14 protein-coding genes are annotated in these 23,559 nt (G+C 71.5%); 11 read left to right on the forward strand and 3 right to left on the reverse strand.

Annotated features, from left to right (window positions below):
* Nucleotides 1-139: 139 nt before the first annotated feature.
* The 3 genes from LGI35_RS26740 (at nucleotide 140) to LGI35_RS26750 (ending at nucleotide 3,719) form a co-directional block, all read left to right on the forward strand.
* Nucleotides 140-724, forward strand: coding sequence for a sigma-70 family RNA polymerase sigma factor (locus tag LGI35_RS26740; protein ID WP_227296813.1), 585 nt, complete (start codon nucleotides 140-142; stop codon nucleotides 722-724).
* 250 nt (nucleotides 725-974) lie between these two features.
* Nucleotides 975-2,480: an IMP dehydrogenase gene (gene guaB, locus LGI35_RS26745; RefSeq protein ID WP_227296814.1), complete on the forward strand. Its 1,506-nt coding sequence runs from the start codon at nucleotides 975-977 to the stop codon at nucleotides 2,478-2,480.
* A 114-nt stretch (nucleotides 2,481-2,594) separates the two neighbouring features.
* On the forward strand, nucleotides 2,595-3,719 hold the full coding sequence (locus LGI35_RS26750; protein WP_116510973.1) for a GuaB3 family IMP dehydrogenase-related protein: 1,125 nt from the start codon (nucleotides 2,595-2,597) through the stop codon (nucleotides 3,717-3,719).
* 95 nt (nucleotides 3,720-3,814) lie between these two features.
* Here the strand turns inward: LGI35_RS26750 and LGI35_RS26755 are convergent, their stop codons facing one another.
* Nucleotides 3,815-5,068, reverse strand: a complete 1,254-nt coding sequence (locus tag LGI35_RS26755; protein WP_227296815.1) for a nucleotide sugar dehydrogenase — start codon at nucleotides 5,066-5,068, stop codon at nucleotides 3,815-3,817.
* A gap of 285 nt (nucleotides 5,069-5,353) precedes the next feature.
* Here LGI35_RS26755 and LGI35_RS26760 point away from each other — a divergent pair, with 285 nt between their 5' ends.
* A complete protein-coding gene (locus LGI35_RS26760) occupies nucleotides 5,354-7,060 on the forward strand; it encodes a glycerol-3-phosphate dehydrogenase/oxidase (protein WP_227296816.1) in 1,707 nt (568 codons plus the stop codon).
* 349 nt (nucleotides 7,061-7,409) lie between these two features.
* Here LGI35_RS26760 and LGI35_RS26765 read toward each other — a convergent pair whose 3' ends face one another.
* On the reverse strand, nucleotides 7,410-8,459 hold the full coding sequence (locus LGI35_RS26765) for a serine hydrolase domain-containing protein (RefSeq protein ID WP_227296817.1): 1,050 nt from the start codon (nucleotides 8,457-8,459) through the stop codon (nucleotides 7,410-7,412).
* Nucleotides 8,460-8,572: 113 nt separating this feature from the next.
* Here LGI35_RS26765 and LGI35_RS26770 point away from each other — a divergent pair, with 113 nt between their 5' ends.
* The 7 genes from LGI35_RS26770 (at nucleotide 8,573) to LGI35_RS26800 (ending at nucleotide 22,402) form a co-directional block, all read left to right on the forward strand.
* Nucleotides 8,573-10,642: a serine/threonine-protein kinase gene (locus LGI35_RS26770; RefSeq protein ID WP_227296818.1), complete on the forward strand. Its 2,070-nt coding sequence runs from the start codon at nucleotides 8,573-8,575 to the stop codon at nucleotides 10,640-10,642.
* Between the two features lie 129 nt (nucleotides 10,643-10,771).
* Nucleotides 10,772-13,291, forward strand: a complete 2,520-nt coding sequence (locus LGI35_RS26775; RefSeq protein WP_227296819.1) for a protein kinase — start codon at nucleotides 10,772-10,774, stop codon at nucleotides 13,289-13,291.
* Nucleotides 13,292-13,637: 346 nt separating this feature from the next.
* Complete coding sequence (locus LGI35_RS26780; RefSeq protein ID WP_227300517.1) at nucleotides 13,638-15,203, forward strand: serine/threonine-protein kinase; 1,566 nt, start codon at nucleotides 13,638-13,640, stop codon at nucleotides 15,201-15,203.
* Between the two features lie 100 nt (nucleotides 15,204-15,303).
* Nucleotides 15,304-16,899: a serine/threonine-protein kinase gene (locus LGI35_RS26785; protein ID WP_227296820.1), complete on the forward strand. Its 1,596-nt coding sequence runs from the start codon at nucleotides 15,304-15,306 to the stop codon at nucleotides 16,897-16,899.
* A gap of 70 nt (nucleotides 16,900-16,969) precedes the next feature.
* Nucleotides 16,970-18,700 carry a serine/threonine-protein kinase gene (locus LGI35_RS26790; protein WP_227296821.1) on the forward strand — a complete coding sequence of 577 codons (1,731 nt, stop codon included), beginning with the start codon at nucleotides 16,970-16,972 and terminating at the stop codon, nucleotides 18,698-18,700.
* 201 nt (nucleotides 18,701-18,901) lie between these two features.
* Nucleotides 18,902-20,530, forward strand: coding sequence for a succinic semialdehyde dehydrogenase (locus LGI35_RS26795; RefSeq protein ID WP_227296822.1), 1,629 nt, complete (start codon nucleotides 18,902-18,904; stop codon nucleotides 20,528-20,530).
* 30 nt (nucleotides 20,531-20,560) lie between these two features.
* Complete coding sequence (locus LGI35_RS26800) at nucleotides 20,561-22,402, forward strand: GMC oxidoreductase (RefSeq protein ID WP_227296823.1); 1,842 nt, start codon at nucleotides 20,561-20,563, stop codon at nucleotides 22,400-22,402.
* A 91-nt stretch (nucleotides 22,403-22,493) separates the two neighbouring features.
* Here LGI35_RS26800 and LGI35_RS26805 read toward each other — a convergent pair whose 3' ends face one another.
* Entirely contained in the window at nucleotides 22,494-23,522 is a 1,029-nt protein-coding gene (locus LGI35_RS26805; RefSeq protein WP_227296824.1) for an LAETG motif-containing sortase-dependent surface protein, read from the reverse strand.
* Nucleotides 23,523-23,559: the final 37 nt, after the last annotated feature.

Consider the following 23,559-nt stretch of genomic DNA (forward strand, 5'->3'; position numbering starts at 1 on the left):
GGAGTTCCTCAGGGACGAGTCGGCCGAGCGGAAGGGGAGGGCGCACGAGATGAGTTCCGGCGCACCTGCTCATAACGCTTCAGTGCACAACTACGGACGCGGTGCCACGGACCGGACGCCGCCAAGGCACCATGGACCGATGCGCGACGACGAGGCAGCCGGCCGAGGAGCCATCGGCGAACTGGTCCACAGCGCCGTCGAGGGCGACGAGCAGGCCACGCACGACCTTCTCGCGCACGTCCACCCCCTCGCCATCCGCTACTGCCGCAGCCGTCTGACCCGACTGCCGGGTGACGCACGGCACTTCGTGGAGGATCTCGCGCAGGAAGTCTGTGTCGCGGTGCTCCTCGCGCTGCCGCGCTACAAGGACACCGGGCGCCCCTTCGAGGCGTTCGTCTTCGCCATCGCCGCGCACAAGGTCGCGGATCTGCAGCGCGCCGCCATGCGGCATCCCGGTTCCACCGCCGTGCCCTCCGACGAGATGCCGGAGCGGCCCGACGACTCGCTCGGACCGGAGGAGCGGGCCCTGCTCAGCAGCGATGCCGAGTGGGCGAAGAAGCTTCTCGCCAACCTTCCGGACAACCAGCGTGAGCTGCTGCTGCTCCGGATCGCCGTCGGCCTCACCGCCGAGGAGACCGGACAGATGCTCGGCATGTCGCCGGGCGCCGTCCGCGTCGCCCAGCACCGCGCGCTCAGCCGGCTGCGGGCGCTCGCCGAGCAGTGAGCCGAGCAGGCCGCGTAAGTACCGAGGCGCAGTGAGGCGAGGGCCCGAGTGGTGAGCCGAACCGCGGGCCGAGCACTGATTCGTTGAGTGAGACGCGCCACGCGCGCGTGAGGCGCACTCTGGGCGGGCCCCGGCCTGCGCACGTGTGAACGTACAAATCTGCTCGCTGATCTTGATCGTGGAATGAGACACCTCCGGATCCCGTTAGCATGGACATCCGCACCGATCAAGGCCATTTGGGGAAGGTGTCATGACTGCAAACGTCGACGGAGTGCCCGAGAAATTCGCGACACTCGGGCTGACCTACGACGACGTGCTGCTGCTGCCGGGCGCGTCCGAGGTCCTCCCGAACGCGGTCGACACCTCGTCCCGGATCTCCCGCAACGTGCGCGTGAACATTCCGCTGCTGTCGGCGGCGATGGACAAGGTCACCGAGTCCCGCATGGCCATCGCCATGGCGCGGCAGGGTGGCGTCGGCGTGCTGCACCGCAACCTGTCGATCGAGGACCAGGTCAACCAGGTCGACCTCGTGAAGCGTTCCGAGTCCGGCATGGTGACCGACCCGATCACCGTGCACCCGGACGCGACGCTGGCCGAGGCCGACGCGCTGTGTGCGAAGTTCCGCATCAGCGGCGTCCCGGTGACCGACCCGGCGGGCAAGCTGCTCGGCATCGTCACCAACCGCGACATGGCGTTCGAGTCCGACCGCAGCCGGCAGGTGCGCGAGGTCATGACGCCGATGCCGCTCGTGACCGGCAAGGTCGGCATCTCCGGCGTCGACGCCATGGAGCTGCTGCGCCGCCACAAGATCGAGAAGCTTCCGCTGGTCGACGACGCGGGCGTCCTCAAGGGCCTCATCACGGTCAAGGACTTCGTGAAGGCCGAGCAGTACCCGAACGCCGCGAAGGACGCCGAGGGCCGCCTCCTCGTCGGTGCCGCGGTGGGCGCCAGCCCCGAGGCCCTGGAGCGCGCTCAGGCGCTGGCCGAGGCGGGCGCGGACTTCCTCATCGTGGACACGTCGCACGGACACAACAGCAACGCGCTGAACTGGATGGCGAAGATCAAGTCCAGCGTCGGCGTCGACGTCATCGGCGGCAACGTCGCGACGCGTGACGGCGCGCAGGCCCTGATCGACGCCGGTGTCGACGGCGTGAAGGTCGGTGTGGGCCCCGGCTCCATCTGCACGACGCGCGTGGTCGCCGGTATCGGTGTCCCGCAGGTCACCGCCATCTACGAGGCGGCTCTCGCCGCCCGCGCCGCCGGCGTCCCGGTCATCGGTGACGGCGGTCTGCAGTACTCCGGCGACATCGGCAAGGCGCTCGCCGCCGGCGCCGACACGGTGATGCTGGGCAGCCTCCTCGCGGGTTGTGAGGAGTCCCCGGGCGAGCTGCTGTTCATCAACGGCAAGCAGTTCAAGTCGTACCGCGGCATGGGCTCCCTCGGGGCGATGCAGTCCCGCGGGCAGGGCCGGTCGTACTCCAAGGACCGCTACTTCCAGGCCGAGGTCGCCTCCGACGACAAGCTCGTGCCCGAGGGCATCGAGGGCCAGGTGCCCTACCGCGGCCCGCTGGCCAACGTGCTGCACCAGCTCGTCGGCGGCCTGCGCCAGACGATGGGCTATGTGGGCGCCGCCTCCATCGACGAGATGGAGACCAAGGGCCGCTTCGTGCGGATCACGTCCGCGGGCCTCAAGGAGAGCCACCCGCACGACATCCAGATGACGGTCGAAGCACCGAACTACAGCCGCAGCAAGTAGGCGCAGACAGTCGAAGACAGGGTCAGGGGCGGCCCCGGGGTTCCCGGGGCCGCCCCTGGCGCGTATGTCGGGGATACTGGAAGGCGCTGAAACGCAGAGGGAAAGGCCACACACGTGACTGAGATCGAGATCGGGCGCGGCAAGCGCGGCCGCCGGGCGTACGCCTTCGACGACATCGCCGTCGTACCGAGCCGTCGTACGCGCGACCCGAAGGAGGTCTCGATCGCCTGGCAGATCGACGCCTACCGCTTTGAGCTGCCGTTCCTGGCGGCTCCCATGGACTCGGTCGTCTCGCCGGCCACGGCCATCCGGATCGGGGAGCTCGGTGGCCTCGGCGTGCTGAACCTCGAGGGCCTGTGGACCCGCTACGAGGACCCGCAGCCGCTGCTCGACGAGATCGGCGAGCTGGACACGGAGAGCGCCACGCGCCGCCTCCAGGAGATCTACGAGGCTCCCATCAAGGAGGAGCTGATCGGGCAGCGCATCAAGGAGGTGCGCGACTCCGGTGTCGTCACCGCCGCCGCGCTGTCGCCGCAGCGCACCGCCCAGTTCTCCAAGGCCGTCGTGGACGCGGGCGTCGACATCTTCGTGATCCGGGGGACCACCGTGTCCGCCGAGCACGTCTCCGGTGCCGCCGAGCCGCTGAACCTGAAGCAGTTCATCTACGAGCTGGACGTGCCGGTCATCGTGGGCGGCTGCGCCACGTACACCGCCGCGCTGCACCTGATGCGCACCGGCGCGGCCGGTGTGCTCGTCGGCTTCGGTGGCGGCGCCGCGCACACCACGCGCAACGTGCTGGGCATCCAGGTGCCGATGGCGACCGCCGTGGCCGATGTGGCCGCAGCCCGCCGCGACTACATGGACGAGTCCGGCGGCCGGTACGTGCACGTGATCGCCGACGGTGGCGTGGGCTGGTCCGGCGACCTGCCGAAGGCCATCGCCTGCGGCGCCGACGCCGTGATGATGGGCTCTCCGCTGGCGCGCGCCACGGACGCGCCCGGCCGCGGCCACCACTGGGGCATGGAGGCCGTACACGAGGACGTGCCGCGCGGCAAGAAGGTCGACCTCGGGACCGTCGGTACGACGGAGGAGGTCCTCACCGGGCCTTCGCACACTCCGGACGGTTCGATGAACTTCTTCGGCGCCCTCAAGCGCGCCATGGCGACGACCGGCTACAGCGAGCTCAAGGAGTTCCAGCGGGTCGAGGTCACGGTGGCGGATTCGCAGCACCGCCGCTGACGCAGTACTACGTGGAAGGGGCCCGCACTGTTTCGGTGCGGGCCCCTTCCACGTAGAGGGGCTTCACAGGTCTACGGATCTACGTAGAAGGCTTCTCACAGGCGGTGGGCCGCGCCCATCGGGGTGGCGCCCCGGGTGTCCAGGAGGAGCTGGGCCTTCACGGACAGGCCCTGGAGGTCGTACGTGCGGTGCTGCTGGAGCAGGATCGTCAGGTCGGCGTCCGCGGCGGCCTCGTAGAGGAAGTCCGCGCGGGGGACCGGGTGGCCGAGGACGTTCCACGACGGGATGTGCGGGTCGTGGTAGCTGACCGCCGCGCCCAGCTGCATCAGCCGGGTGGCGATCTCCTGGGCGGGGGTGCCCTCCAGGTCGGCGACGTCGGGCTTGTACGTGACGCCGAGGAGCAGGACCCGGGCGCCGCGGGCCGACTTGCCGTGTTCGTTGAGGAGGGTGGCGGCGCGCTGGATCACGTACTGGGGCATGTGGTGGTTGACCTGCTGGGCCAGTTCGACCATGCGCAGGGGGCGGACCGGGACGGGCGGGCGTGAGAGGTCCTGGGGGACTCCGTGGCCGCCGACGCCGGGGCCGGGGCGGAACGCCTGGAAGCCGAACGGCTTGGTCTCGGCACAGCGGATGACGTCCCACAGGTCGACGCCCAGGTCGTGGCAGAGGACGGCCATCTCGTTGACCAGGGCGATGTTGACGTGGCGGTAGTTGGTCTCCAGGAGCTGGACGGTCTCGGCCTCGCGTGGTCCACGCGCGCGAACCACCTTGTCGGACAGGCGGCCGTAGAAGGCGGCGGCGGACTCGGTGCAGGCGGGGGTGAGGCCGCCGATGACCTTGGGGGTCGTGGCGTACGCGTGCGTGCGGCTGCCGGGGTCGAGGCGGCCGGGGGAGTAGGCGAGGTGGAAGTCGCGGCCGGCCCGGAGCCCCGAGCCGTCCTCCAGGAGGGGGCGCAGGACGCCTTCGGTGGTGCCGGGGGCGACCGGGGTCTCGATGATCACTGTGGTGTGGGGGCGCAGCCGGGTGGCGAGGGCGCGCGTGGCGTCGGTCAGCTGCGTGAGGTCGAGGGAGCGGTCCGCGCCGAGGGGCGCGGGGGCACAGATGACCGCGGTGCGGACGCGGCCGAGTTCGATGGGGTCGCCGGTGGGCCGGAAGCCCCCCGAGAGCATCCGGCGGATGTCGGCGGCGGTCAGGGTTCCCTCGGCGCCGTCGCCGGGGAGCCGGCCGGCCGCGAGGTCGGTGGCGCGTACGGGGTCGTAGCCGATGGTCGCGATGCCGGTGGCGACGGCGGCCTGGGCGAGGGGCAGGCCGAGGTGACCGAGTCCGATGACGGCGAGATCTGCGGGCATGGCGGTGGGCCGTCCTTCCCAATAGCCGGAGCGGGAGGAGAGCGCAAGTCCTGTGGACAGGATGGACGAGCGCAATGTCAGACTAGGAGTAAATATGACCGTTATGCGGTATTGCCTGCCCGGGAATCCGGGAGTGTTGTCCACAGGCTGCGGGTGAGTGGTGGCTGAAGTCGGGCACGGCGGTCAGAATCGGTGCATGGGTGATGAGAGCCGGGGCGCATCAGACAGGTGACACCGGTGGGACCGACTGGACCGACGCCGACTGACCGACAGCGGGAGGTAGCAGTGAGGACAGCGACACTGGGACCGGCGGAGCGTGCCGAGGCGCTCGCGGGAATGGCCGAGCGGGAGTTGGACATCCTGGTCGTGGGCGCGGGGGTGGTCGGCGCGGGCACCGCGCTCGACGCCGCGACCCGGGGTCTGTCCACCGGTTTGGTCGAGGCGCGGGACTGGGCCTCCGGCACATCGAGCCGGTCGAGCAAGCTGATCCACGGCGGGCTCCGGTATCTCGAGATGCTCGACTTCGCGCTCGTGCGCGAGGCGCTGAAGGAGCGCGGGCTGCTCCTGGAGCGGCTCGCCCCGCATCTCGTGAAGCCGGTCCCGTTCCTGTATCCCCTCCAGCACAAGGGCTGGGAGCGGCTGTACGCGGGCTCGGGCGTCGCCCTGTACGACGCGATGTCCATGGCGCGCGGGCACGGGCGCGGGCTGCCCATGCACCGCCATCTGAGTCGGCGTCACGCGCTGCGGGTCGCGCCCGCGCTCAAGAAGGACGCGCTCGTCGGCGCCCTGCAGTACTACGACGCGCAGATGGACGACGCGCGGTATGTCGCGACGCTGGTGCGCACGGCCGCGATGTACGGGGCGAAAGTCGCCAACAGGGCGCGTGTGACCGGGTTCCTGCGGGAGGGCGAGCGTGTCGTCGGCGCCCGCGTCGAGGACGTGGAGGGCGGCGGGGAGTACGAGATCCGCGCCCGCCAGATCGTGAACGCGACGGGCGTGTGGACGGACGACACCCAGGCGATGGTGGGCGAGCGGGGCCAGTTCCACGTGCGCGCGTCCAAGGGCATCCACCTCGTCGTGCCCAAGGACCGGATCAACTCGACGACCGGGCTCATCCTGCGCACCGAGAAGAGCGTCCTCTTCGTGATCCCGTGGGGGCGCCACTGGATCGTGGGCACCACGGACACGGAATGGGACCTCGACAAGGCGCACCCCGCGGCCTCCAGCGCCGACATCGACTATCTCCTCGAGCATGTGAACTCGGTGCTCGCGGTGCCCCTCACGCGCGACGACGTCCAGGGGGTCTACGCGGGCCTGCGGCCCCTGCTCGCCGGCGAGTCCGACGCCACGAGCAAGCTCTCGCGCGAGCACACGGTGGCGCACCCCGTGCCGGGGCTCGTCGTCGTGGCGGGCGGCAAGTACACGACGTACCGGGTCATGGCCAAGGACGCCGTCGACGAGGCGGTGCACGGGCTCGACCAGCGCGTCGCCGACTGCGTCACCGAGGACGTCCCGCTGATCGGGGCCGAGGGCTACCACGCGCTGTGGAACGCGCGGGCGAGGATCGCCGCGCGGACCGGGCTCCATGTGGTGCGGGTGGAGCATCTGCTCAACCGGTACGGGTCGTTGGCGGAGGAGGTGCTCGACCTGGTGGCCGCCGACCCCGGGCTCGGCGCGCCCCTCACCGGCGCCGACGACTATCTGCGGGCCGAGGTCGTGTACGCCGCCTCGCACGAGGGGGCGCGGCATCTCGACGACGTGCTGACGCGGCGTACGCGGATCTCGATCGAGACGTTCGACCGGGGGACGCGGTGTGCGCGTGAGGCGGCGGAGCTGATGGCTCCGGTGCTCGGCTGGGACAAGGACCAGATCGAGCGGGAGGTGGAGCACTACGAGAAGCGCGTGCAGGCGGAGCGGGAGTCTCAGCGTCAGCCGGATGACCTCTCGGCCGATGCGGCGCGGCTGGGGGCGCCGGATATTGTGCCGCTGTGATGGGGTGAGCCGGGGTTGCGCCGGGGGCTGTGCCCCCAGGCCCCCCTTTCGCCCTGCGGGCTCGTCCTCAAACGCCGGACGGGCTGGAAAGGTGCGCTCGTCCTCAGGTGCTGGGCAGGGTGAGGGTGTGCTCGGCCTCAGGTGCTGGGTGGGCTGGAAAGGTGCGCTCGTCCTCAAACGCCGGACGGGCTGGAAAGGTGTGCTCGTCCTCAGGTGCCGGACGGGCTGGAAGGTGCGCTCGTCTTCAGGTGCTGGGCAGGGTGAGGGGTGTGCTCGGCCTCAGGTACTGGGTGGGCTGGAAGGTGCGCTCGGCCTCAAGCGCCGTACGGGCTGAGTGGTGTACTTGGCCTCAGGCGTCCGGCCCGCTGGTGGGTGTGGGTGGGCAGAACTCTGCCGTCAGTAGGCGGTGTTCCAGGTCGGGGGTGTTCTTCGGGGTGTCTGTGTTCGTGCGGAACGTGATCACCCTTGACGCCGTTCTCGTTGCCGCTGTGCGGACGTAGCTGCCCTCGATTCGGCCGTTGTGGCCCCATATCGTCGTTCCGCAGGGGAGCTTCGTGGGGTAGAGGCCCATGCCGTAGTGGCCTTGTGCGGTGCGGGTGTTGAGCATCGTGCGGAGTTGGCTCGGGGGGAGGAGGCGGCCTTTCAGGAGGGCCGTGTAGAAGTGGTTCAGGTCGGTGAGGGTGGAGATCAGTTCGCCCGCGGCGCCGGCCACGCGCGGGTTCAGAGTGGTCACGTCGTCGCCTGTCGCGTCGTACGCGCGGCCGTGTGGCGTGGGCAGTGTGGTGCGGGTGCCGGGGAACGACGTGCCGGTGAGGTGGAGCGGTTCGATGATGCGGCGGCGGGCCTCGGTCGCGTACGAGTGGCCTGTGACCTGGCCTATGACCATGCCCAGCACGACGTAGTTGGTGTTCGAGTACGACCAGTGGTCGCGCGGGATCGGCGGGTCGGACTCGGCCAGTTGTACGGCCGTTCTGGGGGATTCCGGGATCGTGCCGTGCGTGCGCGCCGTGAAGTCGGGCAGGCCACTGGTGTGGGTGAGAAGCGAATGGAGGGAGACGGAGTGGTCACGCAGTAGGCCAGGCAGGTGGTCGTCCACCGTGTCCGAGAGGTGCAGGCGGTGTTCGGCGGCGAGTTGCAGCACGACCGTCGCGATGAACGACTTCGTGATGCTCCCGGCCCGGAAGTGGTCGGTGCGGCGGATCGTGGGGCCGGTGCGTACGAAGCGCGTCGTCCTGCCCTCGCGGGCGAGCAGTGCCGCGGCGGGGGCCTTGCCCTCTGTGACCAGCAACGGAAGAGTGGCGTCCGTGGCCGGGGCCGCGAGCGTCGTGGAACTGCCCGGAAACATACAGAAGAGGGTCGCTGCCAGGGGTATCGCCAGCAGTGTCCGAAGTACGGGCATGACGGTCCCTCCGTGTGTGGGTCCATCATGCGGGACGTCCGACCCTGGGCGTGGAGTGGTCCCCGGGTAAGGGACAATGAAGGCTCTGTCAGGGCGGGTTGCAGAGGGGACGCATGTCGGAGGCGGAGCAGGCGGGCACAGCTCGTCAGGACAAGAGCGCACGTCTCCTCGCCGGGCGCTACCGGTTGGGAGAAGTCCTCGGCCGCGGCGGCATGGGCACCGTGTGGCGGGCGAAGGACGAGACACTCGGCCGGACGGTCGCCGTCAAGGAACTGCGGTTCCCGTCGAGCATCGACGACGAGGAGAAGCGGCGCCTGATCACGCGAACGTTGCGTGAGGCGAAGGCGATCGCGCGGATCCGGAACAACAGCGCGGTGACGGTCTACGACGTGGTCGACGAGGACGACCGGCCGTGGATCGTGATGGAACTCGTCGAGGGCAAGTCCCTCGCGGAGCAGATCCGCGAGGACGGCCTGCTGGAGCCGCGGCGCGCCGCCGAGGTCGGGCTCGCGATCCTCGACGTGCTGCGCGCGGCGCACCGCGAGGGCATCCTGCACCGCGACGTGAAGCCGTCGAACGTGCTGATCGCCGAGGACGGGCGCGTCGTCCTCACGGACTTCGGCATCGCCCAGGTCGAGGGCGACCCCTCGATCACGTCCACCGGCATGCTCGTCGGCGCGCCCTCGTACATCTCGCCGGAGCGGGCGCGCGGGCACAAGCCCGGTCCCGCCGCCGACCTGTGGTCGCTCGGCGGACTGCTGTACGCGTCGGTGGAGGGTGTTCCTCCGTACGACAAGGGGTCCGCCATCGCGACCCTGACGGCCGTCATGACCGAGCCGGTCGACCCGCCCAAGAACGCGGGGCCGCTGGAGAAGGTCATCTACGGGCTGCTCGCCAAGGACCCGGAGCAGCGGCTCGACGACGCCGGGGCGCGGGCCCTCCTCAACGACGTCCTGCACGCTCCCGAGCCCAAGGACGAGGAACCCGAGCCGGTCGACGCGACCAAGGTCGTGCCGCTGCCGCCCATTCCCGAGCAGACGCCTAAGGTGCCGAAGACGCCCAAGGTGCGCTTCGGCAAGGGAAGTTCGGCGTCGGCGGGGGCTGCTGCGGGGGCCGAGGCTTCGGCCGCTTCCGTCAGCCCCGCGGACGCCGGTGACGGCATCGGCGCGGGCAAGCGGGGCGAAGAAGCCGCCGAGAAGCTGCGCGGTGCGCTGCGGTCGGTGCGGAAAGCCGCTGCCGCGGCCACCGCCGCGACGGCGGCCGGTGCGGCCGGCAAGAGTGGCGGGGCCGCGGACACGGCGGAGGCCTCCGCGCATCCCGCGGTCGGGAAGGGCGGTTCGGGTGTTCCGGCGCAGCCTGCCGGGCCGCCGCGTACGCCGGCGACCAGGGCCTCGCTCACGGACGTGGTTCCGCGGCGCACCCTCGTGATCGTCGCGGTGCTCGTCGCGCTCGCCGTGATCGGCACCGTCATCGGCATCGCGTTCAGCGGTGGCGACGACGGCAGTTCCGCCAAGGACGGCGACAAGTCCGCCTCCGCGGGAGCGACCGGGGGCAGTGGCGGCAGCGGTAGCAAGGACAAGGGCAGCGGGTCCGGCAGCGGCAACGATGCCGCCCAGGGCGACGGCAAGGGTTCCGACAAGGGGCAGGGCTCCGGCTCGGACACCGACAAGGGCGGAGACAAGGACAGCGACACCGGCCAGGGTGCGTCGCCCGAGAGCACCAGCGGCGGCAGCGGGGTCCCGGGCGGCAGTGGCGCCGACTCGACGTACAAGCACGACCAGGGCTTCTCCATCGGGCTGCCGAAGGGCTGGAAGTACAGCTCGACGAGCGCGGCGGGGGCCCGCTTCGTGGGCCCCGACGGGCAGAAGCTGCTCGTCGGCTGGACGACGACGCCCAAGTCGAACCCGGTCCAGGACTGGCGCAACCAGGAGCAGTACATGCGCCGCTCCCAGTACGACCGGATACGCATCGCGGCGGTCGACTTCCGCGGCTGGAACACGGCTGACTGGGAATTCACGTACGTCGACGGAGGCACCAAGTACCGCTCGACGGACCGCGGTTTCGTGGTCAACAGCGGTCTGGGGTACGGCCTGATGTACACGGCCAAGGCCGCCGACTGGGACGGTGCGCAGCGCAAGGCCAGTTGGCAGACGTTCACCAAGACCTTCAAGCCGAAGTCCTGAGCCTGAAGGCAGTCCGGCACGTATCGTGAGTGCTTGCGGACCGTGCGCAGCCGTATCGGGACGCATCACTGCGCACAACAGGGCGCAAAGCGAACGGAATTGACCACCGGGCGGACAGGGGGACGCGTCGTGGAGGAGTATGCCGGGCGGGTGCTCGCCGACCGCTACCGCCTGCCGCTGTCGCCGGCCGACGCGTACGAGTTCGCCCAGACGCGGGCGTTCGACACCTACAGTGGCCAGGAAGTCCTGGTCAGGCAGGTGCCGTTACCCGAAGTCGTCGAGGCCGAGGTGCTCGACGCCGAAGGGCTACCGGACGGGTTCGTACCGCGCGAGTCGCGTGGCCGGCGCGAGCGGGGGGACGCGGCGCGGACCACGCGGAGGCCGGCGGACCCCGCGGTGCGCCGCGCCATCGAGGCCGCGCAGGCCGCCGCCCAGATACCCGATCACCCAAGGCTCGACCAGGTCTTCGACGTGTTCGCCGAAGGCGGTTCGCTGTGGATCGTCAGCGAGGTCGTCTCCGCGCGGCCGCTCGCCGCGCTGCTCGCCGAGGAGCCGCTGTCCCCGTACCGGGCGGCCGAGGTCGCGTCCGACGTCCTCACCGCGCTGCGCGCGCTGCACGCCCACGGCTGGGTCCACCGGAACATCACCGCCCGCACGGTCCTCGTGTGCGACGACGGCCGGATCGTGCTGACCGGACTCGCGGCCGGTGCGGCGGAGGAGGCGCTGTGCGGCTACGACCCGACGCCGGCGCCTCCCGCTGCCCCGGCACCCCCGGCCCCCCAGGAGCCGCAGCCTTCGGCGCCCGCGCCGCCCTACGTGCCTCCCGCCGCCTTTGCTCCCGCGCCGTCCCGGCCCGCCGCGCTCGAGGCCGGGAGCGACCCGCGGGCCGCGCGCGCGGGGGCGATAGCCGCGTACCGGGCGGGTGCGCGGGCCGCCGCGCGCGGCGCCGTGGACGCCGACGGGACGCCGGGGCCGCCCCGGCGCGGACCGGGCGCGGAGCACGGAGGCGAGCCCGGCGCCGGTGGGCAGGGCGGCGGCGCGCACAGCGGCGGCGCGGAGCCCGGCCGGATCGACGACCCCTACGGCGTACGCGGCTCCGCCGAGCGTCCCTGGCACGGGGCGACCCCGCGGCCCGGCATGGAGCAGCCCGAGCCGAGCGCTCCCACCCCTGAGACTTCCGCCCCCGCGCCCGGAGCGTCCGGGGCCACGCGTTGGGACCAGCTCATCCCCGCGCAGCAGGCGGCCCCGGCGGCCGGTCGCGGGCCCACCACCGCCCTCGCCGCCGACCGCGCGCGGCAGGCGCGGATGACCGTCGTCGGGCCCGTCACGGAGCGCTGGGCGCCCGAGCAGGCGGGGCCCGTCCACGAGAACTGGCAGCTGGCCGCCCCGATCGGCCCGGCCACCGACCTGTGGGCCCTCGGCGCCCTCCTGTTCCGCGCGGTCCAGGGGCATGCCCCGTACCCGGAGGAGAACACCGGCGAGCTGGTGCAGATGGTGTGCGCCGAGCCGCCCGCGTTCGCCGAGGAGTGCGGGCCGCTGCGGCCCGTCGTCGAGTCGCTGCTGCGTCAGGACCCCACGGAGCGCCTCGACTTCGAGGAGCTGCGGGGGTGGCTCAGGTCGCTGGTGCGGTCCGCGCCGGAGCCCGAGGCGGGCGCGAACGTCGTGGCCGCGCCCCCCTTCGACGCCACGCGGCTGCCGGTCGTACGGCGCCGGGGCGAGCTCGTGCGCAGGCGCCGTCGGCGCTCCGCCGCCCAGGCCGGGACCGGGGTCGGGCACGCGCGGCACAAGCGGGCCAGGGCGCATCCGCAGCAGGCCGAGCGCCGCATGCAGGCGGAGGGTCGCACGCGGCCGGAGCGGGGCTCGCCGGAGCGTCGCGCCCCGTCGGATCGGCAGCCCAGGAAGCCCCGTTCGCTCGGCCGCACCCTGCTCGTTCTCGTCCTGCTCGGCCTGGCCGCCGCGGTCGCGTACGCCGTGGTCTTCATGCCGAAGGCCGAGCCGAGCGGCGGCACGCCGGGCGACGGTGCGACTGACCACGCGGGCGCCACCGGCGGGGGCCGGCCCGCGCCCGAGGGTGGCAGGTCCACGCCGGCGCCTTCGGCGGGCGAATCCGCCGAGGGCGAGGGGAAGAACGGCGGCAAGAGCTCGTCGACCCCGTTCGCCACCGATCCGCAGACCGACTCGTCCGAACCCGAGGTCGCGCAGGGCTTCACCTTGCGCAAGGACCCCGAAGGGTTCCGCGTCGCCGTCGCCAAGGGCTGGAACCGGCAGGGCAGGAACGGACAGGGGCAGGTCCTCTACACGCACGGCGACTTCGAGCTCGTCGTCGTCCCGGGCCGCGACAGCACGTCCGCGTACGGCAGCGATCCCATGACGTACCAGCGGGAGAAGGAGCGCGAGTTGCAGCCGTTCCGCGACTCGACGTGGGCGACGTCCAGCGGGATGCGCCGGATCGACGTGGGCGGGCGGGCCATGGCCGAGGGCCAGTTCACCTGGCAGAACTCGGCGGGCCGCGAGACGTACGTGCGCAACCTGGCGATGATCGTGGGCGGCCGCTACCACGTGGTGCAGCTACGGGGTCCCGAGGCCGAGCGCGACGAGGTGACGCGCCTGTACGAGCAGGCGTCGGCGACGTATCGGAGCACGGGGTGAGGCAGCGTCCGGTGAGTTGTCAGAGCATCGGCCGAGGCGGCGTCCGGTGATGGGTCGGGGCGCGGGCCGAGGCGGCGTCCGGGTTTTGGGTCAGGGTGCGGGCTGAGGCAATGTCCGGTGATGTGCCGGAGCGCCGGCCGAGGCAACGTCCGGTGACGTACAAGCGCACGGAATGCGCCTAGTTGATGACCTGTCGGCTGCCGTCCCGGCAGGCGACAAGCGTCACAGTGCGGTCTCCGTGCACCCCCGCCGGTTCCCTGTGCCTGGGCCGCTCCCTAATGTGGCTCTGTCAAGGCCATGACCGGTCCTGGCACGACCAATGCGCCTGCGGGGGAACGTGAATCAGATGCAAGGCCTGCTCCTCGCGGGCCGCTATCGACTCGGTGACTCGATCGGGCGCGGCGGCATGGGCCGGGTGTGGCGCGCGCACGACGAGGTGCTGCACCGTGCCGTGGCCGTAAAGGAACTGACGGCGGCCCAGTACGTGCAGGAGGCCGACCGCGCCGTGCTGCTCACGCGGACGCAGACGGAGGCGCGGGCCGCCGCGCGCATCAACCACCCGGCGGTCGTCACCGTCCACGACGTGCTGGAGCACGACGACCGGCCGTGGATCGTGATGGAGCTCGTCGAGGGCCCCTCGCTCGCGGACGCGGTGAAGGAGTCGGGCCGCATCCTGCCGCGCGAGGCCGCCCGTATCGGCCTGTGGACGCTGCGGGCGCTGCGCGCCGCGCACGCGGCCGGCGTGCTGCACCGCGACGTGAAGCCGGGCAACGTCCTGCTCGCCCGCGACGGACGGGTGCTGCTCACGGACTTCGGGATCGCGCAGGTCGAGGGCGACTCGACGATCACGCGGACCGGCGAGATAGTCGGCTCGGTCGACTATCTGGCGCCCGAGCGGGTCAGCGGCGCGGCACCCGGGCCCGCGTCCGACCTGTGGGCGCTGGGCGCCACGCTGTTCACGGCCGTAGAGGGGAAGTCCCCGTTCCGGCGCACGTCGCCGATCAGCACGATGCAGGCCGTCGTCGAGGACGAGCCGGGCGAACTCCTGCACGCGGACGCCCTCGCGCCCGTCATTCAGGCGCTGCTGCGCAAGGACCCGGCCGCGCGTCCGTCCGCCGACGAGGCCGAGGCGATGCTCGCGGAGGCCGCCGAGGGGCGGCGGTCCAGCGCGGCGCAGGCCTACGTGCCCACGCAGGTGCATGCCGTGGCGCCGCCGACGCCCCCGGAGAACTCGACTGCGGTAGGCGTGCATCACGCCGCCATGCCGGCGGTCCCCGCGGCCGGTCGCCGCAAGTGGCCGCGGGTCCTCGCCGTGGCCTTGGCGGCGGCGCTCGTCGGCGGCGGCGGGGTGTTCGCCGGGAACCACTACCTGAGTCACCGGACCTCGTCGAACACGAACTCCGGCAAGGACAAGGCCGCGAGTGCCTCGGCGGGTTCCGGCAGCGATCAGCACAAGGCCGGGAGCATCCCGGACGATTGGGTCGAGGTCCACGACGTCGAGGGGTTCAGCCTCAAGCTGCCGAAGGGCTGGAAGCGGCAGGCGGACGGCTCCCAGGTCGACTACACACCGGACGGCGGCGCCCACTTCGTGCGGATCGCCGTCGACAAGTCCCCCGACTGGCCCGACTCGTACCACCACCAGCTGGACCTGGAGCGGCAGGTCACGAAGCTGCCCGCCTACCAGCAGGTCAACCTGCAGCCCAACACCTTCCGTGACCGGCAGGGATCCCTCTGGGAGTTCACCTGGACCGCGGGCGACAAGGACACGACGTCGGGCCCGCGGCATGCCATCGAGCAGACGTACGTCGAGAACGACGGCACCGAGTACGCCATCTATCTGTCCGTGCCGTCGGCCGACTGGGACGAGGCGCGGCAGCAGTTCGACGCGATCCTGCGGAGCTGGACACCGTAGGCATCCCTGGTGTGCGGGCGGCCGCCTGCGGTTTCGTTGATCCCTTGACGGCCCGGAGCACACCCCTCCGGGGCCCGTTCCGTGCGGCATGATGGAACGCATGGGGACCGAGGGGGAGGACAACGTCCGTGTGATCGCCGGGCGTTACCGGCTGGAGGCGCGCATCGGCCGGGGCGGAATGGGCGTCGTGTGGCGCGCCTCCGACCAGTTGCTCGGGCGGCGCGTCGCGGTCAAGGAACTCGTGCTCGACGAGACGCTCTCCGCCGACGAGGCCCGGCGCCAGAAGGACCGCACCCTGCGCGAGGCCCGTGCGGTCGCCCAGCTCCGACACCCGAACGTCATCGTCGTCCACGACGTCGTCGAGCACGGCGAACGTCCTTACATCGTCATGGAGTTGATCGAGGGCGGCTCGCTCGCCGACCGGCTCTCGCGGACCGGGCCCGTCGACGCGCGGGAGGCGGCCCGGATCGGGATCGCGCTGCTCGGCGCGCTGCGGGTCGCGCACGCGGCGGGGGTGCTGCACCGCGATCTGAAGCCGGCGAACGTGCTCGTCGAGGCGGGCAGCGAGCGCGTCGTCCTCACGGACTTCGGGATCGCGCAGGTCAGCGGCGCGACGACGCTCACCGAGACGGGTTCCTTCGTCGGCTCGCCCGAGTACACGGCGCCCGAGCGCATGGCGGGGGAGCGGACCGGGCCCGAGTCGGACCTGTGGTCGCTCGGCGCGATGCTGTGCGCCGCCCTGACGGGCGAATCGCCGTTCCGGCGCGACTCGCTGGGCGGGATCATGCACGCCGTGGTCGTCGGCGAGATCAATCCGCCCGCCGAGGCCGAGCCGCTGCTGCCCGTCGTACGGGGACTGCTGGAGCGCGATCCGGCGCTCAGGCTCGGCCTGGACGAGGCCGACCGGCTCCTTCGCGCGTACGTCGCCACGGGCACGACGCCGCGGGCAGTGGCCGGCTACACGCCCACCGCCCGGAACACCCCCACCGCGCCCGCTCCGGCGCCCCCGCAGAAGCGTTCACCCCGGGTCGTTCTCGCGGCCGCCGCGCTCGTCGCCGCGATGGCCGGGGCCGGCGTCTCCGCGGCCGCTTTGCTCGTGAACGGCGGCGGCGACGGAGGCGGCACCCACCGCCCCACGGCGTCCGCGCCGGGCCCCACGGGCGACACGGTGTCCCCCTCGGACTCGGCCCCGGAGCCCGGCCCGACGGTCACGGTCACGGAGCAGCAGACCGGCACGCGTCCCGCGTCCCCCGCCGGTTACCGCACGGCCGTCGACCCGGAGGGGTTCTCCCTGGCCGTGCCGGACGGCTTCAGCCGCAAGCCCGACGGACCCCGGATCTTCTACATGTCGCCGGGCGACACGTTCAGGATCGGCATCAAGGCGTCCGCCCCCGACCCGGGCGGGCCCGGCGCGGTGCAGCGCCGCTCCGACGCGAAGGGTCCCGCCAACAACCCGGGCTACCGCGACGGTTCCGTCACCGACACCACCCACGGCGGCCGGCCCGCCGCGCTCTGGCGGTTCACGTGGAACGGCTTCAGCACGGCGGAGGGCGCGAGGCACACGTACGACCTGTGCTGGGAGCAGGGCGGCCGGATGTACGACGTGTGGGTGTCGGCGCCGGTCGGGCGGATCACGGAAGCCAAGCGGTACTTCGACACGGCGGTCGCCACCTTCGTGCCCTCCGGGAGCGGCTGAGGCAACTGGGCGGTCACAACTGCGTGACCGGAGTGGATCCGGAGGCGTCCCGCACGGTAGGCATGGGGGCATGAGTAACAACGGGGGACCCGGCTACGGCCCGAACGATCCGACGAGCTTCGGACTCCAGCCGCCGCAGCGGCCGCACACGCCCCAGCAGGGGAACCCGTACGCCCAGGAGCCCCCGGCGCAGCAGCAGCCCCCCACCGCGTACCCCCAGCAGCAGCCCCCGCAGCAGCCCCCGCAGCAGCCCCTGCACCAGCCGTCGCCCGCCCAGGTCGTGCCGCCGCGGCAGAGCGCGGAGGCCGAGCCGGGTGCGGGGCGCCTCATCGGCGGGCGCTACCGGCTCCTGAGCAAGCTCGGGCACGGCGGCATGGGCACCGTGTGGCGGGCCAAGGACGAGACGGTGGACCGTGAGGTGGCGGTCAAGGAGCCCCGCGTCCCCGACCATCTGCCGCAGCGTGAACGGACCACCGTCTTCGAGCGGATGCGGCGCGAGGCGCGTGCGGCGGCCCGGCTCGACCATCCTGCCGTGGTCAACGTCCACGATGTCGCCGTCGAGGACGGACAGCCCTGGATCGTCATGGAGTTCGTGCAGGGGCGCACGCTCGGCGACGCGCTCCAGGAGGGCACGCTCGGCGCCCGCGACGCGGCCAGGATCGGCCTCGAAGTGCTCGGCGCCCTTGAGGCCGCGCACGCCGCGGGCGTTCTGCACCGCGACGTGAAGCCCGACAACGTGATGCTGGGCCGTCACGACCGTGTGGTCCTCACCGACTTCGGCATCGCCCAGATCGAGGGCGAGACCAATCTGACGGACACCGGCGGCTTCGTCGGCTCGCCCGAGTTCATCGCCCCGGAGCGCGTCCTCGGGCAGCGCCCGGGACCCGCCTCCGACCTGTGGTCCCTCGGCGTCGTCCTGTACGCGGCGACGGAGGGCGTCTCGCCGTTCCGCCGCAACAACACACCGGCCACGCTCCAGTCCGTGATCAACGCGACCCCGGCGGCGCCCGCCGCGGCCCGGGGCCCGCTCGCCGAGGCCATCAACGGCCTGCTCGCCAAGGACCCGGCCCGGCGCCCGAACGCGGCGCGCGTGCGGGACCTCCTGGAGCGCGCGGCCACCCCGCCGGTGCAGCCGCCCACCCAGGTCGTCCAGCTCGCGGGCCCGGGCGGCAAGGGCGTCAGCCTCAGCCGCAAGGCGCTGCTCGGCGTCGGCGCGGCGGTCGTCGCGGCGGCGGTGGCGGCGTACCTGGTGATCGCGAACCCGTTCGCGGGACCGCTGCCGGACGGGTGGAAGGACCATCGGGAGAAGACGGTCGCGGCGACGTTCGCGGCGCCGCCGGAGTACGTCAGATTCGAGGCGGACAACAGCATCATCAAGACCGATCACTGGGTCTCCTACCGGGATCCGAGCTACGCGGTCTCCATCACCCTCTCGCTCAAGAAGAAGTCCGAGGACAGCGTGAACGGGATCGCGAGTTCCGCGTCCGCGCAGGCCTACAAGGACTCCGACGAGATCAACAAGGGGGACAACTCGAAGATGGCGGACAAGCCCGCTCCGCGCAGTCGGACCGCCAAGACCACGTACAACGACCGCGAGTCCGCCGAGAACACCATCACCTACACGGATGACAGCGATTCCGACGCGCCCAAGCCGCGCGAGGCGAAGGTCTTCTACTACAAGACCAAGTCGGGCGACATGTACCAGCTGTGGATCGACTACCCGGGCAAGGGCGACTTCACCGAGCGCGGGCGTGAGGTGGCGAAGGCGGCGATCGCCAACCTCGACCTCGACAAAGTCTGACCGGCGGGCATCGGCAAGCGTCGGCAGGCGTCGGCAGGCGTCGGCAGGCATCGGGGAATCTCGACGAACTCTGGGTGAAGGCCCTGACAACGCCCTGATCAGGGGCTTTGTTGCCAGCGATCGCTGGCGGCGTGTGAGTGCTTGGTGAAACCTCGTTACCCGTGGGTACCCAAAACGTTGACGGGCGCTTACGCTCGCGCCATGACGGACTCGCAGGCCATCTCCAAGGACCGTACGGACAAGACCGGCACGAACCCGGTCGCCCCCGCCCCGCAGGGCGCGCGCACCGCGGCCGACGTGGTGACGCCCGAGCTGGTCGCCCAGCTCACCAAGGGTGTGGCCGGCTCGGGCCGCACCGCCAACCACACGCCGTTCACCGGCGAGAAGCTGGCGGACCTGCCCGAGTCCACGCCCGAGGACGTCGCGAAGGCCTTCGAGCGGGCCCGCGCCGCGCAGGCGGTCTGGGCGAAGGTGCCCGCGCGGCAGCGTGCCGCCGTGCTGCTCCGCTTCCACGACCTGGTGCTCGCCCGCCAGGCCGAGGTCCTCGACCTGATCCAGCTGGAGACCGGCAAGGCGCGCCTGCACGCGCACGAAGAGGTCCAGGCCGTCGCCGTCGCGGCCCGCCACTACGGCCGCAAGGCCCCCGCCTATCTGAAGCCGAAGCGGCACACGGGCGCCGTCCCGACCCTCACCAAGGTCACCGAGCTGCGCCAGCCGCGCGGTGTCGTGGGCCAGATCGCTCCCTGGAACTACCCGTTCGAGCTGTCGGTCGGCGACGCGCTCCCCGCTTTCGTGTCCGGCAACGCCGTCGTCATGAAGCCCGACACGGAGACCTGCCTGACGGCGCTGTGGGCGCGCGACCTGCTCGTCGAGGCGGGGCTGCCCGCCGAGGTCTTCCAGGTCGTCCTCGGCGAAGGCCCGGTCGTGGGGCCCGAGTTGGTCAAGCACGCCGACTACGTCTCGTTCACCGGCTCCACCCGCACGGGCCGCGAGGTCGCCCAGGGGGCCGCCGCGCGCCTCGTCGGTGTCTCGCTCGAACTCGGCGGCAAGAACGCGATGCTGGTCCTCGAGGACGCCGACATCGACAAGGCGGCCGCCGGCGCGGTCCGTGCCTGCTTCTCCTCCGCGGGCCAGCTCTGCATCTCCATCGAGCGGCTCTACGTCCACGAGTCGATCGCCGACGCGTTCGTCGAGCGATTCGCCACCCGCACCAAGGCGATGCGCCTGGGCAAGTCCCTCGCGTACGGCGCGGACATGGGATCCCTGGTCGGCGAGCGGCAGTTGGAGACGGTGACGCGGCACGTCGACGAGGCCGTCGCCAAGGGCGCGAAGCTCGTGGCCGGCGGTGTCGCGCGCCCCGACATCGGCCCGTACTTCTTCGAGCCGACCATCCTCGACGGAGTCGAGGCGCCGATGGCCGTCTGCAACGAGGAGACCTTCGGTCCGGTCGTCTCCGTCTACCGCTTCACGGACGAGGACGAGGTCATCGGCCTCGCCAACGGGACGCCGTACGGCCTGAATTCCTCGGTCTGGACGAAGGACGCGAAGCGCGGCCACGCCGTCGCCTCCCGGCTGCGCACCGGCACGGTGAACATCAACGAGGGCTACGCGCCCGCGTACGGCAGCGTCCAGTCGCCGATGGGCGGCATGAAGGACTCGGGCCTCGGCCGCCGCCACGGCTCCGAGGGCATCCTCAAGTACACCGAGGCGCAGACCGTCGCGCACCAGCGGATCATGCCGATGGCGCCGTCGTTCGGGATGACCGACGAGAAGTACGCCGCGTTCATGAGCCGCAGCCTGAAGGCGATGAAGACCTTCCGTCTTCGTTAGAGCACCACCCGTTCTCAACGAGGAGAGCCAGTGTCACAGGAGAACTCTGCCCGGAGTGAAGCCGGGAGCGCCGACGACGCCGCGTACGACTACGACGTCCTCGTCGTCGGCTCCGGCTTCGGCGGCTCCGTGTCCGCCCTGCGCCTGACCGAGAAGGGCTATCGCGTCGGCGTGCTCGAAGCGGGCCGCCGCTTCACGCCCGGCACGCTGCCCAAGAACTCCTGGGACCTCAAGAACTACCTGTGGGCGCCCAAGTTCGGCATGTACGGCATCCAGCGCATCCATCTCCTCGGCAATGTGATGGTCCTCGCCGGGGCGGGCGTCGGCGGCGGTTCGCTGAACTACGCCAACACCCTCTACGTGCCCCCGAAGCCCTTCTTCGAGGACCCGCAGTGGAAGGACATCACCGACTGGCAGGACGAGCTGAAGCCGTACTACGACCAGGCGCAGCGCATGCTGGGCGTGCGGCTCAACCCGACCATGACCCCCGCCGACGTCCACCTCAAGGCGGCGGCCCAGGACATGGGCATCGGCGACACGTTCCACATGGCGCCGGTGGGTGTCTTCTTCGGTGACGGCAAGGACGCCTGTGGCGAGGACGGGGCCGGGTCGGCGAAGGCCGCGCCCGGCACGCAGGTCGACGACCCGTACTTCGGGGGCGCGGGCCCGGCCCGCAAGGCCTGTACCGAGTGCGGCGAGTGCATGACGGGCTGCCGCCACGGCGCGAAGAACACGCTCAACGAGAACTATCTGTACCTCGCGGAGAAGGCGGGCGCGGTCGTGCACCCGATGACGACGGTCGTCTCCGTCACCGACGACTCGCAGGGCGGCTACGCGGTCGCGACGCTCCCGACGGACGACAGGAAGAAGGGAACGGGCCGTACGTTCAAGGCCCGGCGCGTCATCGTCGCGGCCGGCACGTACGGCACGCAGACCCTGCTGCACCGTATGAAGGCCGGCGGTCAACTCCCGTACCTGTCGGCCAGGTTGGGTGAGCTGACGCGTACGAACTCCGAGGCGCTCGTCGGCGCCCAGACCAACAACCGCCGCTACAAGAAGCGCCACGGCAAGCCCAAGGTCGACTTCACTCAGGGCGTCGCGATCACGTCCTCGATCCACCCGGACGAGAACACGCACATCGAGCCGGTCCGCTACGGCAAGGGCTCGAACGCGATGGGCGGCATGACGATCCTCCAGGTCCCGTACGCGCAGGGCTCGTCCCGCGTGGCCGGGTGGCTCGCCAACGTGGCCAAGCACCCGACGCTGCTGGCGCGTTCTCTCTCCAACCACCGCTGGTCCGAGCGGACCATCATCGGCCTGGTCATGCAGTCCCTCGACAACTCGCTGACGACGTATCTGAAGCCGGACGGCGTCGGCAAGGGCCTGCTCACGGCCGAGCAGGGCCATGGCGCGCCCAACCCCAAGCAGATCAAGGCCGCCGTGGACGCCGCGTCCACGATCGCCGCCGAGATCAACGGCTTCGCCGGCTCGAACATCGGCGAGCTGATGGGCACCCCGCTGACCGCGCACTTCCTGGGCGGCTGCCCGATCGGCGACTCCGCGGAGACGGGCGTCATCGACCCGTACCACCGCGTCTACGGGCACCCGGGCATCTCGGTCGTCGACGGCGCCGCGGTCACGGCGAACCTGGGCGTGAACCCGTCCCTGACCATCACGGCGCAGGCCGAGCGCGCGATGTCGTACTGGCCCAACAAGGGCGAGGAGGACCCGCGTCCTGCGCAGGGCGTGGCATACGCACGGCTGTCCGCGGTCGCGCCGAAGAACCCGGCGGTCCCGGAGGACGCGTTCGGCGCGCTGAAGCTGCCGTTCCTGGGGATGCCGGCGGTTCCGGCCAAGAAGACCGCGAAGTGACGCCGGGCATCTGACCCCGGACACACGTAAGGACCTGCGCCCCCCTCCGAGCGCAGGTCCTTCTCGTGTGCGTAGTACGCCCCTGGGGGTGTTACGCGGTGGCGCCGGCCTTGCGGCGGCGCACGGCGAACACGGCACCGGCACCGGCGACCACGGCGACGCCGCCGATCAGGCCGATGGTCGGGACCATGGAGGAGGAACCGGTCTCGGCGAGGCTGCCGGTGACCTCCTGGGTGTTGTCGTCGTTCGGCTTCTCGGTCGGCATCGGGACCTTGCCGCCTTCCTGCGGCTTGGTCCCGTCCGTGTCCGTGCCGGGCTTCACGATCTGGATGATGTAGCTGGCGGACGTGTCGCTGAGGCAGTCCAGCTCGTCGTCGTTGTAGAAGCCGCCGCCGATGGTCAGACCCTCACCGATGGGGGCGCCGGCCTTCACGTTCAGGCGGAGCTGGTAGTTGACGGACTTGCCGGCCTTGATGCCCGACAGGTCGAGGAAGCCGAACGAGTAGCCGTCGCCGTCGTCGATGTCGACCCAGGAGCCGTCGACCTTCGCCTGGAGGCGGACCTGGCTCGCCTTGTACGCGTTCTCGGCGTTCTCGTCGTTCGGGCCGACACCCGCGTAGAAGATGGCCTCGTCGAGGTCGTTCTTCGTCGGGTTCTTCACGTTGAGGGTGAAGCCGTGCCAGCCGCTGCCGGCCGCGATCTTGCCGGGCAGGCCGCTGATGGAGACGGACAGCTTGGACTGGTAGTCCTCGTTGTCCACCTCGCAGATGCCGGTCGGGTCGGTCGGCTCGTCGGACGGCGTCGCGGACACGGACGGCGACGGCGACGTGGAGTCCGACGGCTTGCCCGACGGGGCGGTGTCGTCGCCCGTCGCGGGCGTGGAGGCCGGCGTCGACGGCGTCTCGGGGGTGGACGGGTTGGTTTCGGGCGACGACGGCTCGTCCGACGGGGCGGTGTCGTCGTCCGTCGCGGGCGTGGAGGCCGGCGTCGACGGCGTCTCGGTCGTGACCGTCGTCGTGTCGGGAGTTCCGTCGGCAAACGCGGCCGGGGCCGACAGCAGCGCGATCGGGGCTATTGCAGCCGTCGCGGCCGCGGCGGCCAGGGCACGGCGAAGCTTCATGAAGACCTCGGAAAGTCCGGCGTACTGCTGTGGCGCA

The organism is Streptomyces longhuiensis (assembly GCF_020616555.1).
Classification (GTDB): domain Bacteria; phylum Actinomycetota; class Actinomycetes; order Streptomycetales; family Streptomycetaceae; genus Streptomyces; species Streptomyces longhuiensis.

Coding starts and splice junctions, on each gene's coding strand:
- LGI35_RS26740 (WP_227296813.1), top strand. CDS start 140: ATGCGCGACGACGAGGCAGCCGGCCGAGGAGCCATCGGCGAACTGGTC.
- guaB (WP_227296814.1), top strand. CDS start 975: ATGACTGCAAACGTCGACGGAGTGCCCGAGAAATTCGCGACACTCGGG.
- LGI35_RS26755 (WP_227296815.1), bottom strand. CDS start 5,068: ATGCCCGCAGATCTCGCCGTCATCGGACTCGGTCACCTCGGCCTGCCC.
- LGI35_RS26765 (WP_227296817.1), bottom strand. CDS start 8,459: ATGCCCGTACTTCGGACACTGCTGGCGATACCCCTGGCAGCGACCCTC.
- LGI35_RS26770 (WP_227296818.1), top strand. CDS start 8,573: ATGTCGGAGGCGGAGCAGGCGGGCACAGCTCGTCAGGACAAGAGCGCA.
- LGI35_RS26780 (WP_227300517.1), top strand. CDS start 13,638: ATGCAAGGCCTGCTCCTCGCGGGCCGCTATCGACTCGGTGACTCGATC.
- LGI35_RS26785 (WP_227296820.1), top strand. CDS start 15,304: ATGGGGACCGAGGGGGAGGACAACGTCCGTGTGATCGCCGGGCGTTAC.
- LGI35_RS26790 (WP_227296821.1), top strand. CDS start 16,970: ATGAGTAACAACGGGGGACCCGGCTACGGCCCGAACGATCCGACGAGC.
- LGI35_RS26795 (WP_227296822.1), top strand. CDS start 18,902: ATGACGGACTCGCAGGCCATCTCCAAGGACCGTACGGACAAGACCGGC.
- LGI35_RS26805 (WP_227296824.1), bottom strand. CDS start 23,522: ATGAAGCTTCGCCGTGCCCTGGCCGCCGCGGCCGCGACGGCTGCAATA.